Source organism: Aliivibrio fischeri ATCC 7744 = JCM 18803 = DSM 507 (genome assembly GCF_023983475.1).
Lineage (GTDB): Bacteria > Pseudomonadota > Gammaproteobacteria > Enterobacterales > Vibrionaceae > Aliivibrio > Aliivibrio fischeri.
Window position 1 is genome coordinate 608479 of record NZ_CP092713.1, and the last position, 17915, is coordinate 626393.

At 37.6% G+C, this 17915-nt stretch carries 10 protein-coding genes; 6 read left to right on the plus strand and 4 right to left on the minus strand.

Features of this window, described 5'->3' with window-relative positions:
• The first annotated feature begins 3 nt into the window (after positions 1–3).
• Genes bcsA through AVFI_RS16315 form a run of 4 tightly spaced genes read left to right on the plus strand, consistent with a single transcriptional unit; the run spans position 4 to position 9818 of the window.
• Positions 4–2631 carry a UDP-forming cellulose synthase catalytic subunit gene (bcsA, locus tag AVFI_RS16300; RefSeq protein ID WP_188863725.1) on the plus strand — a complete coding sequence of 876 codons (2628 nt, stop codon included), beginning with the start codon at positions 4–6 and terminating at the stop codon, positions 2629–2631.
• Positions 2621–4915, plus strand: a complete 2295-nt coding sequence (gene bcsB, locus AVFI_RS16305) for a cellulose biosynthesis cyclic di-GMP-binding regulatory protein BcsB (protein WP_188863724.1) — start codon at positions 2621–2623, stop codon at positions 4913–4915. Before bcsA ends, bcsB begins: the two co-directional genes overlap by 11 nt.
• Entirely contained in the window at positions 4915–6093 is a 1179-nt protein-coding gene (bcsZ, locus tag AVFI_RS16310) for a cellulose synthase complex periplasmic endoglucanase BcsZ (RefSeq protein WP_188863723.1), read from the plus strand. The genes bcsB and bcsZ overlap by 1 nt, the downstream gene beginning before the upstream one ends.
• Positions 6084–9818: a cellulose synthase subunit BcsC-related outer membrane protein gene (locus tag AVFI_RS16315; protein ID WP_188863722.1), complete on the plus strand. Its 3735-nt coding sequence runs from the start codon at positions 6084–6086 to the stop codon at positions 9816–9818. Before bcsZ ends, AVFI_RS16315 begins: the two co-directional genes overlap by 10 nt.
• Before the next feature lie 108 nt (positions 9819–9926).
• Here AVFI_RS16315 and AVFI_RS16320 read toward each other — a convergent pair whose 3' ends face one another.
• From AVFI_RS16320 to AVFI_RS16335, 4 genes are all read right to left on the minus strand, one after another.
• Entirely contained in the window at positions 9927–10958 is a 1032-nt protein-coding gene (locus AVFI_RS16320; protein ID WP_054775897.1) for a hybrid-cluster NAD(P)-dependent oxidoreductase, read from the minus strand.
• Positions 10959–11052: 94 nt separating this feature from the next.
• Positions 11053–12714, minus strand: a complete 1662-nt coding sequence (gene hcp, locus AVFI_RS16325) for a hydroxylamine reductase (RefSeq protein ID WP_188863721.1) — start codon at positions 12712–12714, stop codon at positions 11053–11055.
• 242 nt (positions 12715–12956) lie between these two features.
• Entirely contained in the window at positions 12957–14492 is a 1536-nt protein-coding gene (norR, locus tag AVFI_RS16330; protein ID WP_188863720.1) for a nitric oxide reductase transcriptional regulator NorR, read from the minus strand.
• 87 nt (positions 14493–14579) lie between these two features.
• Entirely contained in the window at positions 14580–15038 is a 459-nt protein-coding gene (locus tag AVFI_RS16335) for a hypothetical protein (RefSeq protein WP_017018856.1), read from the minus strand.
• A gap of 757 nt (positions 15039–15795) precedes the next feature.
• Here AVFI_RS16335 and AVFI_RS16340 point away from each other — a divergent pair.
• Positions 15796–15960 (plus strand): hypothetical protein, encoded by a 165-nt coding sequence (locus tag AVFI_RS16340; RefSeq protein ID WP_017018854.1) that lies wholly within the window; start codon positions 15796–15798, stop codon positions 15958–15960.
• A 79-nt stretch (positions 15961–16039) separates the two neighbouring features.
• Positions 16040–17914: a methyl-accepting chemotaxis protein gene (locus tag AVFI_RS16345; RefSeq protein ID WP_188863719.1), complete on the plus strand. Its 1875-nt coding sequence runs from the start codon at positions 16040–16042 to the stop codon at positions 17912–17914.
• Position 17915: the final 1 nt, after the last annotated feature.

The window sequence follows — 17915 nt, forward strand, 5'->3', positions numbered from 1 at the left end:
CTTATGTTTGGCTGGCTTTCATTTTTGTTTCAACCGAGATTCGTTCGAGAGTTTCGGTTGCAATTGAATTTTTACACTCAGAATAAAGTACCTACTTACCTTAGTCAGTTGGTATTGTCTTTATGGTTTGTGATTTGTTTTTGTTTTCTAAAACCCGTTATTTCAGGTGTTAATAGTTGGAAGTTACCGTATTACTTATTTCCACAGATTGATTTCTCGCAATTAAAGTTCTTTGACCCATTGAGAATGTTCATTCAATTGATTTGGATTGTATGTGTTGTTCAACCAAAGAAAATGACCAAATACGTTTCTTTAGTTCAATGGCTTAGTTGTATTTGGGCACAAATTAATCGTGTTTTCTATTTTCCTTTAAAAGGGCTTACTTCTATTGTGACATGGTTAGAGAATTACTCTAAACACAGTGAGTTGAAAAAGAAGGAGACCTCTGAGAAGCGTAATTCAATATTTAGTGAACGCGTGATTAATATAATGATTGGCTTTGTTGTTTGTACGCTTGCTCTATTGTGCTTCACCATTCCATTTAGCTTAACAGCACAAGCGTTTTTTATTTTCGCATTATGGTCTCTTGGTATGATGTTCCGACGTATGCCCGGTAAGTTTCCAACTATATTGCTGATCACATTGTCAGTTACGGTTTCCTGTCGTTATATTTGGTGGCGATATACCTCTTCATTAAATTGGGATGATCCGTTAGCTCTATTTTTAGGCTGTGTACTTTTAATGGCAGAGACGTATGCATGGATTGTTCTGATTCTCGGCTACTTTCAAAATATTTGGCCTTTAAATCGACAACCTGCGTCATTACCAGAAGATCAATCACTGTGGCCAACGATTGATATGATGATCCCCACGTACAATGAAGATTTGGATGTGGTTCGAGCAACGGTTTACTCGGCTTTAGGTGTTGATTGGCCAAAAGAAAAGTTGAATATCTTTATTCTTGATGATGGAAAAAGAGATTCATTTCAAGAATTCGCGGAAGAAGTGGGAGTCGGTTATATCCGTAGACCAACGAATGAGCATGCTAAAGCGGGTAATATTAATTATGCTTTAAAGCAAACTTCAGGTGAATTTGTTGCCATTTTTGATTGTGACCATATTCCCACTCGTGCTTTTTTCCAATTAACAATGGGGTGGTTTTTAAAGGATAAAAAGCTGGGTTTAATTCAAACTCCGCACCATTTCTTTTCTCCGGATCCATTTGAAAGAAACTTATCTAACTTTGGTGTTGTACCAAATGAAGGAAGCTTGTTTTATGGCTTAATTCAAGATGGTAATGATTTATGGGATGCCTCTTTCTTTTGTGGTTCATGTGCCGTATTACGTCGAGAGCCTTTAGAAGAGGTTGGTGGTATTGCGGTAGAAACCGTAACAGAAGATGCACATACCTCATTAAGAATGCACCGATTAGGTTACCGTTCTGCGTATTTGAGAAAACCGTTATCAGCTGGATTAGCAACTGAAACCTTATCTGCCCATATCGGACAGCGGATCCGCTGGGCTCGTGGTATGGCTCAGATTTTTAGGGGGGACAACCCATTATTAGGTAAAGGCTTAAAGTGGCAACAACGGTTGTGTTATGCCAATGCCATGCTGCATTTCTTGTCGGGTATTCCTCGTATTATCTTTTTGCTTGCGCCGTTAGTTTTCCTAATTATGCATACGTATATTATTTATGCGCCAGCATTAGCGATCATTTTATATGTGTTACCACACATGGTTCACGCAAGTATGACGAACTCTCGAATGCAAGGGGAATATCGCTATTCCTTCTGGGGCGAAGTGTATGAAACTGTATTGTCATGGTATATCGCAAGACCAACGACTGTCGCGTTGTTTGCTCCGCATAAAGGTACGTTTAACGTTACTGCTAAAGGTGGGTTAATTGAGGAAACGCATTACGACTGGTCCATTTCTAAGCCTTATTGGTTGCTCGTTATTCTTAATATTTTAGGGATCGGCTTTGGCCTTTACCGATTAGGGTGGGGACCAAGTGATGAGTTGGGTAGTGTCGTAGTGAATTTGTTGTGGGTTTTCTACAATTTATTGATACTTGGTGGTGCTGTGGCTGTTGCTGAAGAATCAAAGCAAGTAAGAAAAGATCACCGCGTGGTGGTCAATATTCCAATGTCTATACATTTGCCTTCTGGTCATAAAGTTCGTTGCGATATTAAAGATTTTTCATTAGGTGGGTTACGTGTTGAATTGCCCACATCACTTGATTTGCCATCAGGCCATGCAGTGAATATTGCTTTACAGAGAGGCGAACATCATTTTGTGTTTCCAACAAAAGTGACTTACAGCAACGGTAAAGCGTTAGGGCTGCAATTAGATCCATTAACAAAACAACAGAACATAGATTATGTGCAATGTACTTTTGCTCGTGCAGATGTATGGAGTAAATGGCAGAAAAGTTATCAAAGTGACAAACCGTTATCCAGCATGCTCAGCGTATTTAAAATTGGGGCAAAAGGATACAAAAACACAATAGCCTATAGCCCTAAAACAGTGCGAGCTATCGTAAAACTAATAACTATAACAAGTGAGTTCTTACTCACATTTAAACCAAAAAAAGTCAATTTTCAGAGTGCAATCAGTTATGTCGATTAAAACAAAAATAAGCGTTCTTGCAGTAGCAATAGGTCTTATGAGCTCGGGTGCAAATGCATCAGTGGCTACAGCTCATAGTGACAATGCTCCATTACAAAATGGAATCATACAAACATCACAAGCCTCCTCAATTATTAAGGAAAAAACGTTTAGTTTTGGTGATCTTGGTTATGGAGAGTCAATCCGGTTGCAGGGGAGTGAAAGTACTGCTTATATTGGTTTTGGTTCACGTTTAGATGAGGTTGTGTCTAAAGCTTCTCTTCATTTTGATTTTACGCCATCACCAGCCTTACTTTCTATGGTTTCACATATAAAGGTGTATTTTAATAATCAATTGGCTGGGGTTGTTGCTATTTCTGATGGTATGCAAGGCCAGAAAGGGAATGTTGATCTTGAGCTCGATCCGCGTTTGTTCACCGATTTTAACCAACTAAAATTTGAATTGGTTGGTAATGCATCTATGTCATGTAGTAATCCAAATGATAATAGTATTTGGACGGAAATCAGCTCTCAAAGTACGATTACATTAGCGACTCAAAAAACAAAAATTAATAACGATTTAAGTTTATTGCCAGCGCCATTTTTTGATTCAAGAGACATGAAGCATGTCAATTTACCAATGGTGTTTGGCGAGAAGCTTGATCTTAATGAAATTAAAGCCGCAGGTATTGCCTCGTCCTATTTTGGTGCATTAGCTCAATGGCGTGGAGCGAGTTTCCCTGTTTTAGAAGATCAATTACCAAAAAATGATGCTATTGTTTTCATTACCAATGATAGCAAACCTGATTTTTTACGTGATTTTCCAGATGCAGATGGACCACGTATTCAAATGATTTCTCATCCTACGGATCCCTACGTTAAATTGTTGTTGATAATGGGTAGAGACAGTAATGATTTAATTACCGCAGTGAAAGGACTAGCTTTAGGGCAAGATTTGCTGACAGGACCATCGGCAAAAATTAATTCTGCAGAACAACTTGTTCCGCGAACTCCTTATGATGCGCCAAATTGGATAAATACAGACAGACCTGTTGCGTTATCTGAACTATTAACTGAAGGTATGACATTACAAGTGGAGGGACAAAACCCACCGCCTATTTCTCTTCATTTTAGATTGCCACCTGATTTATTTACTTGGCAAAGTAACGGCATTCCATTTGATTTGAATTATCGTTATACGCCACCATTGATGGATAACTCAGGTTCAAGAATGAGCTTGAGCGTTAATAATCAATTTGTAAAAGCGTTTAATTTAAATACGTCGGGTGAATCTAATGACAATACCCACCTGAGACTCCCTTTGTTAGATGATGATTTGCTTGGTAATGGGCAAGTGGTTCGTATTCCTGCTTTCCAAGTTGGCAGTAAAAATGAAGTGAAATTTGAATTTGGTTTCGCCTCCTCTGTTGGTGGTAAAGATCAGTGTCAAACCATGCAACCAAGTAAGAATTATGCGGTAATCAACTCTGATTCGACCATCGATTTTTCAGGTTTCTCTCATTATATTGAAATGCCGAATATGCGCGCTTTTGCCAATTCTGGCTACCCATTTACACGAATGGCTGATTTATCTGAAACGGTAGTTGTATTGCCTAAGCAGCCAAGTACAGAAGAGATTCAGACTTTCGTTAATATGATGGGGGTATTTGGTTCTCATACTGGTTACTCAGTATTAAATGTTGCGTTAACGGATCAATGGAATGAAAGTGACCTCGAAAATAAAGATATTTTAACCATTGGAATGACGCCTGAGTTAGCTTCTATTAATAAAGAGAAAATTGAAAATATTCAATTAGTTGCATCAAATCGTATTGTTCAGTTGCCAAGTAAAAATGAGACTCAAAAAGAGAAGGTTTGGGGAGCATCATCAGGAAAGAATCAACAAGTTTCTGATTCAGTTAGCATTAATACGACAGGTAATTTTGCTGCGATCACCAGTATGGAGTCACCATATACTTCGCAGCGAACCATTGTGAGTGTATTAGCCCAAACTCCAGAATCGTTTGCATTGGTTAATGAAGCATTAAACGACAGCGGTAAAGTGTCGGCTATGTTTGGTTCTGTTATTACCTTACGAGATGACGAGGTGGCAAGTTTTAATGTAGGAGAGCATTACTACGTAGGTGAATTACCGATCTCTCAGCTGATTTGGTATCACTTTTCAAAACACCCGTTAGTGATGGCTTTGCTTGCCGCATTATTAGTCGTAATGGTGACCATTATTTTATTTAGAGTGCTTCGCCGTATCGCCAAAAAACGTTTAAACACAGAGGAAGATGAATAATGAAAATGCAATTAACGGTATTGAGTCTATTAATTAGCACGTTAACTTGCTCTTCTTCAGCTATTGCTCAAGATGAAAATTACGCAACTCCAATCGTTTCATCAGCCGCACTAATAAAAGAGAACCAGTGTGAATGGGGACAATGGGAAAGCTTTAAACAACATTACATTGAGAATGGTCGAGTCATTGATAATAGTGATCCTCGCTCAATTACGACATCAGAAGGTCAATCTTATGCCTTATTTTTTGCATTAATTGCGAATGATAAAAAGACATTTGATGAATTACTTGGTTGGACTGAACTGCATTTAGCTGGGGGAGATTTAACCGCACAACTCCCAGCTTGGTTATGGGGAACTTTACCTGATGGTTCACAAGGTATTTTAGATTCTAACTCTGCCTCTGATTCAGATTTATGGATTGCTTATAGTTTGATTGAAGCTGGGAGGTTGTGGGATAACCATTATTACCAATCTCTTGGGCATTTATTGGCAAGTCGAATTTTACGTGACGAAACCATCAAAGTGTCGGGTCTTGGGACGGTATTATTACCGGGTAAAGTAGGGTTTGTATTAGGTAAAAATCATGTGCGTTTAAATCCGAGCTACGTTCCATTGCAGTTGCTAACTCGAATGAATACGGTTTTCCCTAATTACCAATGGTCTGAACTGTATCAATCAAGTGCAAGATTACTAAAGGAAACCATGCCAAAAGGCTATAGTCCTGATTGGGTTGAGTGGGATAAAACTCAATTTAAAAAAGATTCAAAGACCCAAAGTGTTGGCAGCTATAATGCAATTAGAGTGTATTTGTGGGCAGGAATGCTACCAAACAGTGATCCTAATAAAGCATTGTTACTTGGTAAAATGAAGCCATTACTGCGCGCTATAGAAAGAAATAAAGGGATGCTTGAGACAATAAATGTGTTAACAGGCAAAGGTAAAAATCAAGGTGGCGTCGGAATGAATGCGGCTATTTTGCCTTTATTATCTTCGTTAGATTCAAATACACATGTTGTTGAATATGAGAAGAAGATCCAAGCAGAATTACCAAAGATTCAAAATGATTATTACTATAATAGTGTGCTGACTTTATTTGGTCTTGGTTGGCATCAAGATTTGTACGCTTTTAATGATGATGGCAGTGTTACTCCTAAGTGGGTTAATGTATGTCAGTAAGTAAATACCGTCTTAAGCAATTTATTTCTTTTGCAGTGCTAGGGGCTATGTATGCAGCACCAGTATCTGCTGCTTCGTTGAATCGAGATATTCATAATCATAAGCCAATAGTTTTTCAACAAGATGTATCTAAGGTTCAATCTAAAGCATGGTTAATTAAACAATTAACTTATGCCCAGTTACTTCATCGTCCTGATATTACGCAAACTACGTTAAAGCGGTTATTTGCTATTGATCCTGAAAATGCTGAGGGACTCAGTTTTCAGGCGCAATACTTGGCAAAATCAGGTCAAGTTGAACAAGCTAAAGTAATTTTAAAAACATTACAGCAAAAGCATCCAAAATCAAAAGTAACCAGACAACTTAATGATGTACTTTCACTTTACGGTGATAACAAGGCGGCATATCAGCAAATTATGCTGCAAGCTCGATCTGGGCGAAATAAGCAGGCATTAACCGGATTAAAAAAACTGTTTCCTAATGGTATGCCAACACCTGAAATTCAGCTTCAATATTTGAAAATAGAATCAGGAGTTGAAGGGCATGAACGACGAGTATTATTCGGTTTAAAAAAATTGAATAAAGAACACCCTGGAGTACCAGATTTCCAATTAGCTTATGCTGAACATATTTCACGTGGAAACCCTTCTAACCCTGAAGCAATGCAACTATTACAGCGCCTTTCTTTAGAACCCTCTGTAAGTAATAGTGCTGGTACACTCTGGCTATCTCGTTTAGATGATACATACATCACTGACGATGTTGTTTTGCAATATGCTATTCTTGCTAGCTATTTCCCATCAAATGCTAAGTATAAAAAAGCATGGATAGACGCAAAAAAACGATTAGCTAAAGAAAAAGAACTAAGAAAAGATCCACGTTATATGGCTAAATTAGATGGCTTAAAAGAGCTTGAAAGTGGTCATTACCGAAATGCACAGCAAAAACTGTTTACTGCGTTAAAAGCACGCCCGAATGATCCTGAAATTTTAGGTGCGCTAGGCATGACTTATTTGCGTTTAGGTCAGCAAGAGGCGGCATTATCTTATTTTCAAAAAGCTAAAAAATATGATAAAGATCTTCGAAATGTAGATAAATGGAATGGATTGATTAGCTCTTCTAGTTATTGGTCTTACCTTGAGGTAGGTGAGAAAAAAATGAAGAGAGGGGATTTTGATGGTGCAAGTCGAAAATATCACCAAGCGGTTAAGTTTGAGCCAGATGACCCATATGCTTATAACTATCTAGCAGAGTTAGCTTTAGTTCAACACAACAATGAAGAGGCCCTTCGTTATTATAAAATAGCGCTGAGTAAAAATAGTCTTGATGAAACCGCATTACGAGGTTGGTTTAATGTAAATATCGCACTTTATGGCGAAGAGCAAGCGTTAGTAAGTGGACGTAAATTACCAAAAAATGCTCAAAAAGTATTAGCAGAACGCTTTCATGAAGTTGAAATATCAATGCAGATGGCTGAATTAAATCAAGCCATGAAGCGCGGTGATACAGTAACGGCTAATACTATCGTAGATACATTGCTTTCAGACCCTCCTACATCACCGTGGTTACGTAGTGATATTGCAGATTCACTTCATTTAATTGGTCAAGAGCAGCGTGCTGATAAGCAAATGCAAATCTGGTCGATAGAAACGCCGACTCCTGAAATGAAATTTGCTTATGCGCTATATCTTGCAAGGCATGGAAATACCCCAGAAGCAATAAATCAACTTACTGCAATCTCAAAAGAAAAGCGCAGTGATGCAATGACATCTAATTTAAACCGATTAGAGATGAGCCAAACATTTGGATCTCTGTACGTATTGGCGAAGGATGATCCTGATGCCGCTGAGCGAGAAATTGAACGTTTAAAAATAAAATATTCATCTAACCCAGATGCAACCATGTCTCTGATTGATATTCAGTATCAACTTGGTTTTTCTGATAAAGCCGTAAAAAGTTTAGATACGATACACCCTACTAATGAGTGGGAGATGGAAACTCAACTTCATTATGGTGAATTATTGTTTAAATTTGAGCAAAACTCTGAATTTGAAGCTTGGCAGCAAGCGCTCAATACTGAAATTCATGACAATCTAACCATCGATCAAGCGATACGTCGAGATTTGTTGTTTGCAGAGTACGCTTATAAAAATGAACAGTATGAAGAGGCCGAGTATTACTATTCTCTAGCAAGCCAATTGCATTCTCAGTATCAACATGATGCGTTATTAGGTGTTATTAAAACTCGAGAAGCTTTAGGAAAAGAAGAGACCGTTCTTCCCTTAGCATTGCATTTGTACAGTGAGGAAAAAGCGTTATCTAGTCGTAATAGCGTTGAACTTGCAGGAATACTATCAAGATATGGGCATCAACAAGAAGCTTCACTTTTGGTTAAAGGGTTAAGCAATAAACAAGATAGTGATGCTATTGATTATCGGGATGGAATGTCTGTAGCCATGACTCAGCAAGATTGGGGTTTGGCTAAAGATATGGCTAAATTGGCTCTTATTGAAGATGCTTTAGACCCGCAAGGCGGTCCGACAGTTGGTCAAGATGACGATCAGATTAAGGATAAAGACAACCCTAAAGATATGCCGCTTCGACATTTATATGATAATGCTGATGATAACTGGCTAACTCGAAATGTAAAATCAGATATTGATTATATTGATGCGCGCAAGCAAGGATATGTTTCTTTTGGTATTGATTACAGTGCTCGTGAAGGAGCAAACAAGTCCGTTCAAATACCAGTGGAAGCAATGATTCCAATGCCTGAATACGATGGACATCTGCAACTTAGAGCCGATGTAGTGCATCTGAATTCTGGCGATATTGATTACTATAACCCAACAACAAGAATGAATGAGAAAGACACAGGTACCGCTTTCGGTATTGGGTGGTTAGCTGATTCATGGAGTGCCGATATTGGAACAACGCCAGTGGGGTTTGACCAACAGAATATTGTTGGTGGTTTGAACCTCTCTGGCGATTTAGGTGATGTTGGCTGGAAAGCGACCTTATCTCGCCGTGCAGAAACAAGCAGTACTCTTTCTTATGCAGGTATGACGGTGCCTGATACCGTTTCAAATCATCAAGGTGATGAATGGGGCGGAGTGATGAAAACCGGTATTAAGCTTGGTGGTAGTTACGATTTAGGTGGCGATGTGGGTTATTGGGCAAGTGCTCAATTTCATAAAATGACGGGCAAATCAGTAGAGGATAATACTCGTTTAGGCTTATTGGGCGGTACATATTGGAAAATAATCAACGACAACGATAAACGGTTAAGTTTAGGCTTAAATTTGATGTATCTAAATTATGATAAGAATTTGAGTGAATATGCCTACGGCTATGGCGGTTATTATAGCCCTCAGGATTATTTCTCTGTATCTATTCCTGTCAATTATTATGAGCGTATTAATAATGGTCTTTCATATTTAGTCAGTGGCTCAATCTCAAACTCTTGGTCAAAAGAAGATGATCCATATGTTGAGGGGGCAACGCTTGATTCAAGCAAGGGCGGTGGTTTTGGTTTTTCTTTAGAGGCAGCAGTAGAGCAAAGAATAAGTAAGCGTTGGTATTTAGGTGCCGCCGTCGATATTCAGCGCTCGGATTTCTATGAACCAAACCATTTACTTTTCTATGCTAAATATACGTTTACTGATCGTTGGCAACCAATATCCATGCCTGTTAATCCACTAACTCTGTATGGTGACTTTGATTGATTTATCAATTTGTTGCATAAGTACGATATAAAAAGACCGATGATCACTTACTTACTATTATTAGTATAAAAAGAGTCATCGGTTTTTTTTGGAATGAATAAAATGAGATTAAACTAAACTCACTTCAACATCACTTTGAACTTGGCTTGAACAGGCTAACGTATAACCTTGCGCAATATCTTCTTCACTCAGTGTTTCTGTGCTGGTGCGAGAAACGTCGCCTTTGGTTACTTTACACTTACACGATCCACACATACCACTACGACAGGCTATGATGATCGGAACGCCACTTTCTTCTAATACATCAGCAAGGGTTGCGCCTTTATCTATTTCTTTGGATACACCAAAAGCGGGTACATCAAATTGGACAACGCCTGAGTTTTCAACTGTATCCGTGATTTCAGGTTCAATAGGAGTAAAGCTTTCTTGAAAGAAGTGAGCCATGTCTAAGCCTATTGCTTCAACATATTTTTTCATGTCTTCCATGAAGTTTGTTGGGCCACATAAAAATACGCTTCTTTCGACTAAATCGGGGCACAATTTTGTTAACCACTCTTGATCTAATCGACCTTGTGGATAATCGGTAAATTGGGGATTTTTCAGTAATAATTTAAGGTTGAAATTGGCATGCTGATTATTTAAATACTGAAGTTCATCAAAATAAATAGTGTGTTCTGGTGATTTTGCCATGTGGATAAAAGTAATATCTATATCTTTATTTTGAGCTATCCACGATTTCGCCATCGACATGACAGGAGTGATGCCACAGCCTGCGCTGAGTAACGCCACTTTTTTTCTTGGTTTACAATCAATAGAGTTGAAAGGGCCAGTGGGTGCTAAAACAGCCACCTCATCACCTTCATTCAATTGGTCAATTAGGTAGTTTGATACCTTACCACCTTCAACGCGTTTAATGGTTAGTTGTAGAAACTCTTGATTTGGAATTGAGCTGATAGAGTAGGCGCGGTATTCCATTTTTCCTTCAATTTCAATACCGATACTAACAAACTGACCCGGTTTAAAATCAAAGGTTTCTTTGTGTCCACTGATTAATTGTAGGCTAATCGTATCATCGGTTTCTTGCCATTTTTTATCACAACGAAGTTGAACTGGAGTGGTTGGCCAAATAAATTGTGTCATGTTCATTCTCTATTGGTCAGATTGTGTTGAATACACGCTAGCGAAAAATGCCCCAGATAACTGAGGCATAACTTGATGGATTTATTTGATTTGATTACGCGGCTAAAATGGCTTTTAGATCGTCTTCTACATTACCGATGCTGCGCATATCAAATTTTTCTTGAATAATAGCAAGCAGATTATTAGTTAAGAATGCAGGCGCTGTCGGGCCTGTGTAAATGCCTTTAACACCAAGAGCAAATAGAGTCAGTAGGATGACAATCGCTTTTTGTTCAAACCAAGAAAGTACCAGCGTTAATGGAAGTTCGTTAATGTCACAATCAAACTCTTTAGCGAGTGCAAGTGCGAGTTGAATCGCTGAGTAAGCATCATTACATTGACCCACATCCAATAAACGCGGGATACCATTAATATCGCCAAATTGGTTTTTGTTGAAGCGATATTTACCACAAGCTAATGTCAGAATGACTGAGTCTTCAGGTGCTTGAGCGGTAAAGTCTGTGTAGTAGCTGCGTTCTGATTTATCACCATCACAACCACCAACAAGGAAGAAGTGACTAATGTTGCCTTCTTTTACTTGCTCAACAACGGCAGGTGCTGCAGCCATTAGTGCGTTACGACCAAATCCAACGGTGATCATTTGTTCGATTTCGTTGTGCTTGAAACCTTCTTGCGCTAGTGCACAATCAATAACTGCTGTGAAATCATCCCCTTCAATATGAGCCACACCCGGCCAACCAACAATACTACGAGTAAACAGGCGGTCTGCATATTGACCTACATTTGGGTTTAATAAGCAGTTTGACGTCATTACGATTGCACCAGGGAAGTTAGCAAACTCTTTTTGCTGGTTCTGCCATGCGCTGCCGTAGTTACCTACAAGATGAGGGTATTTTTTTAGTTCAGGGTAAGAGTGAGCAGGCAGCATTTCACCGTTAGTGTAAACATTGATGCCTTTACCTTCTGTTTGTTGAAGGATTTTTTCTAAGTCGTGTAAGTCGTGACCTGAAACCAGAATACATTTGCCTTCGATAGTTTTAACGTTTACTTGTGATGGTTCTGGGTGACCAAACGTATCAGTTTCACCAGTATCTAGCATTTCCATGATACGGTAATTCATTAGGCCAATTTTCATTGAACAATCTAGTAATTCACCGAGATCCGTAGGATCAGTACCTAACCATGCCATGATTTGGTGATATTCAGCGAAAACGTCTTTGTCTGTTTGTCCAAGTACACGAGCATGCTCCATGTAAGCTGCAGCACCTTTTAGACCATATAAGCAAAGTAAACGTAAGCCAATAACGTCTTCATGTAGTGTTTCATGACCACGGTTTACGGCTGCTTGTGGGGCCAAGGCAATGATTTGATCAGCTTCTGTTGGTAGTTCGAATTTTGCAGCTGGCGATAATTCATCTAATTCTGTGTTCGTAATCGTTGAGGCTGCACGAACGGTTTCTTCTAGTTGGTTTTTGTATGCTTGTGCTTGAAGTGCGAATTCGATAACACGTTCAGGATCAAAGTTAACATTGGTTAGCGTGGCAAAGAAAGCTTTTGGTGCCCACTGATCGATTTCATCAAAAATGACATTTACTTTACGACCTTGCTCTGCCCAAAAAGAGACACCTTGAAGTGCATATACTAGAATATCTTGTAAGTCAGAAACTTCCGCTGTTTTACCACACATACCTTGTGCAAAAGAACAGCCTTTTGTTGTTGGTGTTTGGATCGTTTGTTCACATTGGATACAGAACATAGTTAGAACTCCAGTCATTAATACGTATTGTTCAAATCATGCCAGTTCAATGCGTTCTATTTGTGCAATAGATTGTTGAACCAGTCGAGATTTGAATCGACATTGATTAACCATCTATTGCACAGTGCGTACCATTTTTAAGTTGTTGATTTATATGGCTTTACTGTTTATTTTTTTTGCTTTTTGATGTGTTAATGACTACAGTGTTTGATGTTATAATTACATCGTTATGTGTGTTTGTATCAATTTGAAATGCCTAATTTTTTTCCCATGCGATAGAGATTCCCACGATCCATTTGTAAAAATTCAGCTGCTTTTGCCCAAACTCCATTAGATTCGGATAATGCATGTTCAATTAATTGTTTTTGATAGCTTTCTACTAACTCTCTCATAGGTTGGCTTTTATTTGGCAATAAGTGTGATGTGTTTTTTACATCTTCCGTATTTTCTATATCGCCAAGAAAGTGAGCTAATGTAATACTGTTTGCATTTTCTTGAATGGCTCTTAAGCCTGCGCGCATTAGTGTATGTTCAAGTTCACGAATATTACCAAGCCAAGGGCTCGATTCTAAATGAGTGAGTGTTTTTGGGTGGATATGTAAATTTGGTACGTTGAACTGTGTTCTCACTTTATCGAGTAGATAACCGGATAAAACAGAAATATCTCCTTCACGTTCACGAAGTGGTGGAACATGGATTGGAAATACGTTAAGTCTGTGAAAAAGATCGGCACGAAAACGACCTTCTTCTACTTCTTTTTCTAGGTTACGATTGGTTGCAGCAATAATACGCACATTCACCATCACGTTTTTATCTGAGCCTACACGTTGAACTTCACCTTGTTGAATAACGCGTAATAATTTTGCTTGAATTAACAGAGGAAGCTCTCCGATCTCATCAAGAAAAAGAGTACCTTTATCGGCTAATTCAAACTTACCTGCTCGATGGTTATTCGCACCAGTAAATGCCCCTTTGACATGTCCAAATAGCTCACTCTCAGCTAATGATTCGGGTAGTGCTGCACAGTTAACATAAATCATTGGAAGTTCATTTCGTTGTGATTGTGCGTGCACAGAATGGGCGACTAACTCTTTACCAGAGCCTGTCTCTCCACTGATCAAAACGGCATAATCTGAATGGGCAACAGTACTTATGTTTGATTTAAGGCGAGTAATTTGAGGACTAATACCAATTAATTCGCCTTTTTGAATTCTAGCCTGCTGAATTAAGGTTTGGTTGATGGACTTTTGTTGCTGATTACTGTCTTGAAGGGTTTTGATCAGAGCTTTGTTATGTAAAGTTGCAGCGGCGAGGGCGGCAAAGGTTTCAATTGTAATGTCATCTATCTTTTTAAAAGCGCCCACTTCTAAGGCATCTAACGTGAGTACACCAACGAGCGTATCTTCTACATATAAACTGCAGCCTAAACAGTCGTGAACTTCTATGTTTATACTTTCATCTACGAGTAATAATCCATCGAACGGATCAGGTAGGTCTGAATTTGATTCAAATCTAACAGGATGTTTGCTTTGTAAAATCGCCTCTAACCTAGGATGGACTTGCGGTGGAAAACAACGTCCTAATACTGCTTGAGAAAGCCCCTTAACAGCGACTGGCTTAAGGCAGTGATCATTATCTAGAATAAAAAGGGCACTAGCATCACATGGAAATACCTGATGAATCGAGTTAATCAGACGTTGATAATGTAAATCGCTGGATAAGTTAGAGCTAAGATCCAAAGCTATTTGAAGTAATACTTTTTCTATAGAAGGTTTCATAAGACTGACATAACCTAATGTGATGTGAAATTTACATCATGTTACCATATAAGCTCTTTCGTACGTAATGTCATGGCAGTTATTTTATTACCATTGACTAATCTTTCCTGTGAATTCTGTTGTAATAGCCCGCCTCTCGGGGAAGTTTTCATATAAGGTAATAATGTTCTTCTTTTTATCTATTTTGTAGGCATAAAACAGTAAGCGCTGATCAAAAACAAGTTGGTTGTAGTCGTCTAATTTGTTGTTATAGGTAGGCTTAACCAAGGGACTTCTTTTGTTTATGTATAAAATGACTTGATTAAACAAGTTAAACTGCCGTGCTGTAATTTTCCATTTTGAAGTACTATCGCCATATTTTAAGGTTTGTAAAGCGACGTAGTTCCCTTTAAAACAGGTCATTTTTATCTGAAAGTTCGGATTCTTACTATCAATAAGATTCATCTTGTAATTGCAACCTGTGCCGTTAACAAAAGAAATAGAAATCAGAAGTAGCATTATAGCGGCAATAAAAATATTTATTTTAATTAAGCTTAGTTTGTTCATTTTTAATTAATTAGGACCCATGAGTGAATCAAATATAAGACAAAGTAAGTCAAGGTTGAGAATATAAGTATTTGAATCGGTGACGATGTTAATTTCGTTATAATTGCACTGTTTTTAGCGAGTGTAACATTATCAAGTGCTCGCTCTCTATTGTTAATGTTTACTGTTCTATTTTGATGTTTTAGTGGTTCATCTATTATTAGTTTATATCCAACTTTAGGAATGTTTTTTAATATTAACCCATCATGTTCAATTATTTTTCTGATGTTAGATATAGCAACAGCTAATGAGTTTGGGCCTATAAAATCAGGGTGTCCCCATGCGGTAACCATGCGGTAACAATGAGGTCATTCTTGGTTATTGATGTATTTTTATTTTCGATAAGTAACTTTAAAATCTTACTTTCGGGAATGGTTATCACATAACTTTTATTATTTATGAGAATTTTCGGCCTATCTTCTAGCATTAATAAGGAATTTTTAAACTTTAAATTCATAGCGTTACAAATTATTTTTGATTTATCGCAAAGATAACACTTAGAATTTATAAAAAATCAGTCATCGATCACAATTAATAAGATTGTCATTATAAATTAATATTGTGAATACATGTTGAGAACTCTTCTATCTATTTGTTACTGAAGGTTTTATATATAAATTATACTTCATTATTAGTTTGTTTTTTATGTTTTTTATATACTTTGATTCGTAAAAAAATTGATCAAATTAAAACATAGAATAATTTTAAAGAAGTACTTATGACTATATCTAATGTGAATGAGTGGGTTGGTACGATAAACAGTGCAAATGAACTCACCTTAGAAGAGATTTATTTCATTAATTCTGTTTTTGGTATTGATTTCTTTGTGGGTGTGAATGATGAATTATTTTGCGAAAGAGGTATTGATGTTAACTATCATTAGTCTGTTATTTATTGCTTATATCTAATGATTTCAGTGTGTATTTTTTTAATATTAAAATAGTGAACAAAAGGGATAATGGATGTTGTTAAAGAATAAAATATTATTATTTATATTCGTGTTATTGGTTTCGATAGCGAGTGCTTTAACTTGGAATGGTTTTAATGAATTCAGTCAAATAAATAAAGATCTGATAACTAAATCGACGGAAGATCGATCTAAATTAATATCGGTATCGTTAGGAGAAAAACTTGATGGCTACTTTTCATCATTAAGGACATTTTCTATATCTTACCACCCTGATGGTAGACTAGATGAAGCCACCACAACAAAGGATTTGAGAAAATTAGCAGAAAATAATGATACCAATAGCGCTTTTATCGCATTTGAGTCAGGACTTACTTTTGAAAATGGCCAGTTTATTCCTAACTTTAATGCCAAGGAGGTAAAACGCGAATGGTTTGTACGTGGCTTTGCTGGTGAAAAGGAGATCATCACTGATGTGTATCAAAATACGGATGGAGTAAATGTATTTGCATTTGCAGTACCTATTTTAAGTGATGGTAAGGTTGTCGCTGTTGTGGCTATAGGGATTGAGCAGAATGTTTTAAATGCGTTTATTGGAACGCTTACTGAACGTGGACAGATTTTTACCTATAATAACTTAGGCTATATCATTGCTGCGAAAAATCCTGATGACGTTAGTAAGAACATAAAAAATGTTGAACCTGAATTAGTCGATTTTGATTCTGGCAATACTCGTTTTTATGACATCGACCATGATGATTATGTTCTGGCAAGTGCTGATAATTTATCTCGTTATGATTGGACGGTTGTCATGTATGAATACGAGGATGACGTTTACGCCCCTAGTATGGTGATGTTAAAGAATTCAATTATCATCTTCTTTTCACTTCTTATTATCTCATTAGCGATTGTTTATTATGGTGTTATCTATTTAATCTATAAACCAATTGGCGGAGAACCAGAGAACATCTCTGAAATTCTATCTAATATTTCGGAAGGTGATTTATCTCAGCAATTAGTGGCATCAGATAATGATACAGGTATATACCGTTCAGTGGTTACCTTAAGCTCGAAGTTGTCAGAAATAGTGACATCAAGCCATTCAATTTCAAATAGTGTATCAGCAGCTTCGGAAGAGCTGGCTGTCGTCATGTCTGATACCGCTAAGAACTCACAGCATGAATTGGCACAAGTTGAAGAAATTTCTACTGCGATCAGTGAGCTATCGAGTACTTCAAAAGAAGTGACAACCAATGCTGCTCAGGCGGAAGAAGAAGCACAAAAAGCAATAACAAATGTATCAAATGGACATAATACACTTGATAATTCGATCGCATTGACTGTTGATATTAATGAATCTGTACAACAAACCGCAGAGATGATCTCTGTATTACGTGATGATGCAATTAATATTGGTGAAGTGACGGACGTTATCAGCAGTATTTCAGAGCAAACGAACTTACTCGCATTAAATGCAGCAATTGAGGCTGCACGTGCCGGTGAAGCGGGAAGAGGTTTTGCTGTGGTAGCTGATGAAGTTCGTAATCTAGCAGCTAAAACAAAGGAATCTACGAGTAATATTCAGGAGATTATTAGCAAGCTACAGGCTCAGTCTGAAAATGCGAATAAAAATATGATGGAAAATGTCACATCTATTCAAGAATCGGTGCATCTTATTGAAAGTGTGAAAACATCATTTAATGATATCGTCAGCTCAGTTCAATCGATTTCCGATATCAACACGTTAGTCGCAACAGCTTCACAAGAGCAATTTAGTGTGGCGGAAGATATCGCAAAAAATACGACAAGAACATTTGATTTGGTTACACAAAATGTATCAGCGATTAATCAAACTCAGCAAGCTGCGGATGAGTTATCGAAATTAGCGGTAGCACAAAAAACCGAACTCGATTTCTTTAAGATGAATTGAT

What these genes read in the sequence shown, in the direction of transcription:
- bcsA (WP_188863725.1), top strand. Translation starts at nt 4, where the DNA reads ATGTTTGGCTGGCTTTCATTTTTGTTTCAACCGAGATTCGTTCGAGAG.
- bcsB (WP_188863724.1), top strand. Translation starts at nt 2,621, where the DNA reads ATGTCGATTAAAACAAAAATAAGCGTTCTTGCAGTAGCAATAGGTCTT.
- bcsZ (WP_188863723.1), top strand. Translation starts at nt 4,915, where the DNA reads ATGAAAATGCAATTAACGGTATTGAGTCTATTAATTAGCACGTTAACT.
- AVFI_RS16315 (WP_188863722.1), top strand. Translation starts at nt 6,084, where the DNA reads ATGTCAGTAAGTAAATACCGTCTTAAGCAATTTATTTCTTTTGCAGTG.
- AVFI_RS16320 (WP_054775897.1), bottom strand. Translation starts at nt 10,958, where the DNA reads ATGACACAATTTATTTGGCCAACCACTCCAGTTCAACTTCGTTGTGAT.
- hcp (WP_188863721.1), bottom strand. Translation starts at nt 12,714, where the DNA reads ATGTTCTGTATCCAATGTGAACAAACGATCCAAACACCAACAACAAAA.
- norR (WP_188863720.1), bottom strand. Translation starts at nt 14,492, where the DNA reads ATGAAACCTTCTATAGAAAAAGTATTACTTCAAATAGCTTTGGATCTT.
- AVFI_RS16335 (WP_017018856.1), bottom strand. Translation starts at nt 15,038, where the DNA reads ATGAACAAACTAAGCTTAATTAAAATAAATATTTTTATTGCCGCTATA.
- AVFI_RS16340 (WP_017018854.1), top strand. Translation starts at nt 15,796, where the DNA reads ATGACTATATCTAATGTGAATGAGTGGGTTGGTACGATAAACAGTGCA.
- AVFI_RS16345 (WP_188863719.1), top strand. Translation starts at nt 16,040, where the DNA reads ATGTTGTTAAAGAATAAAATATTATTATTTATATTCGTGTTATTGGTT.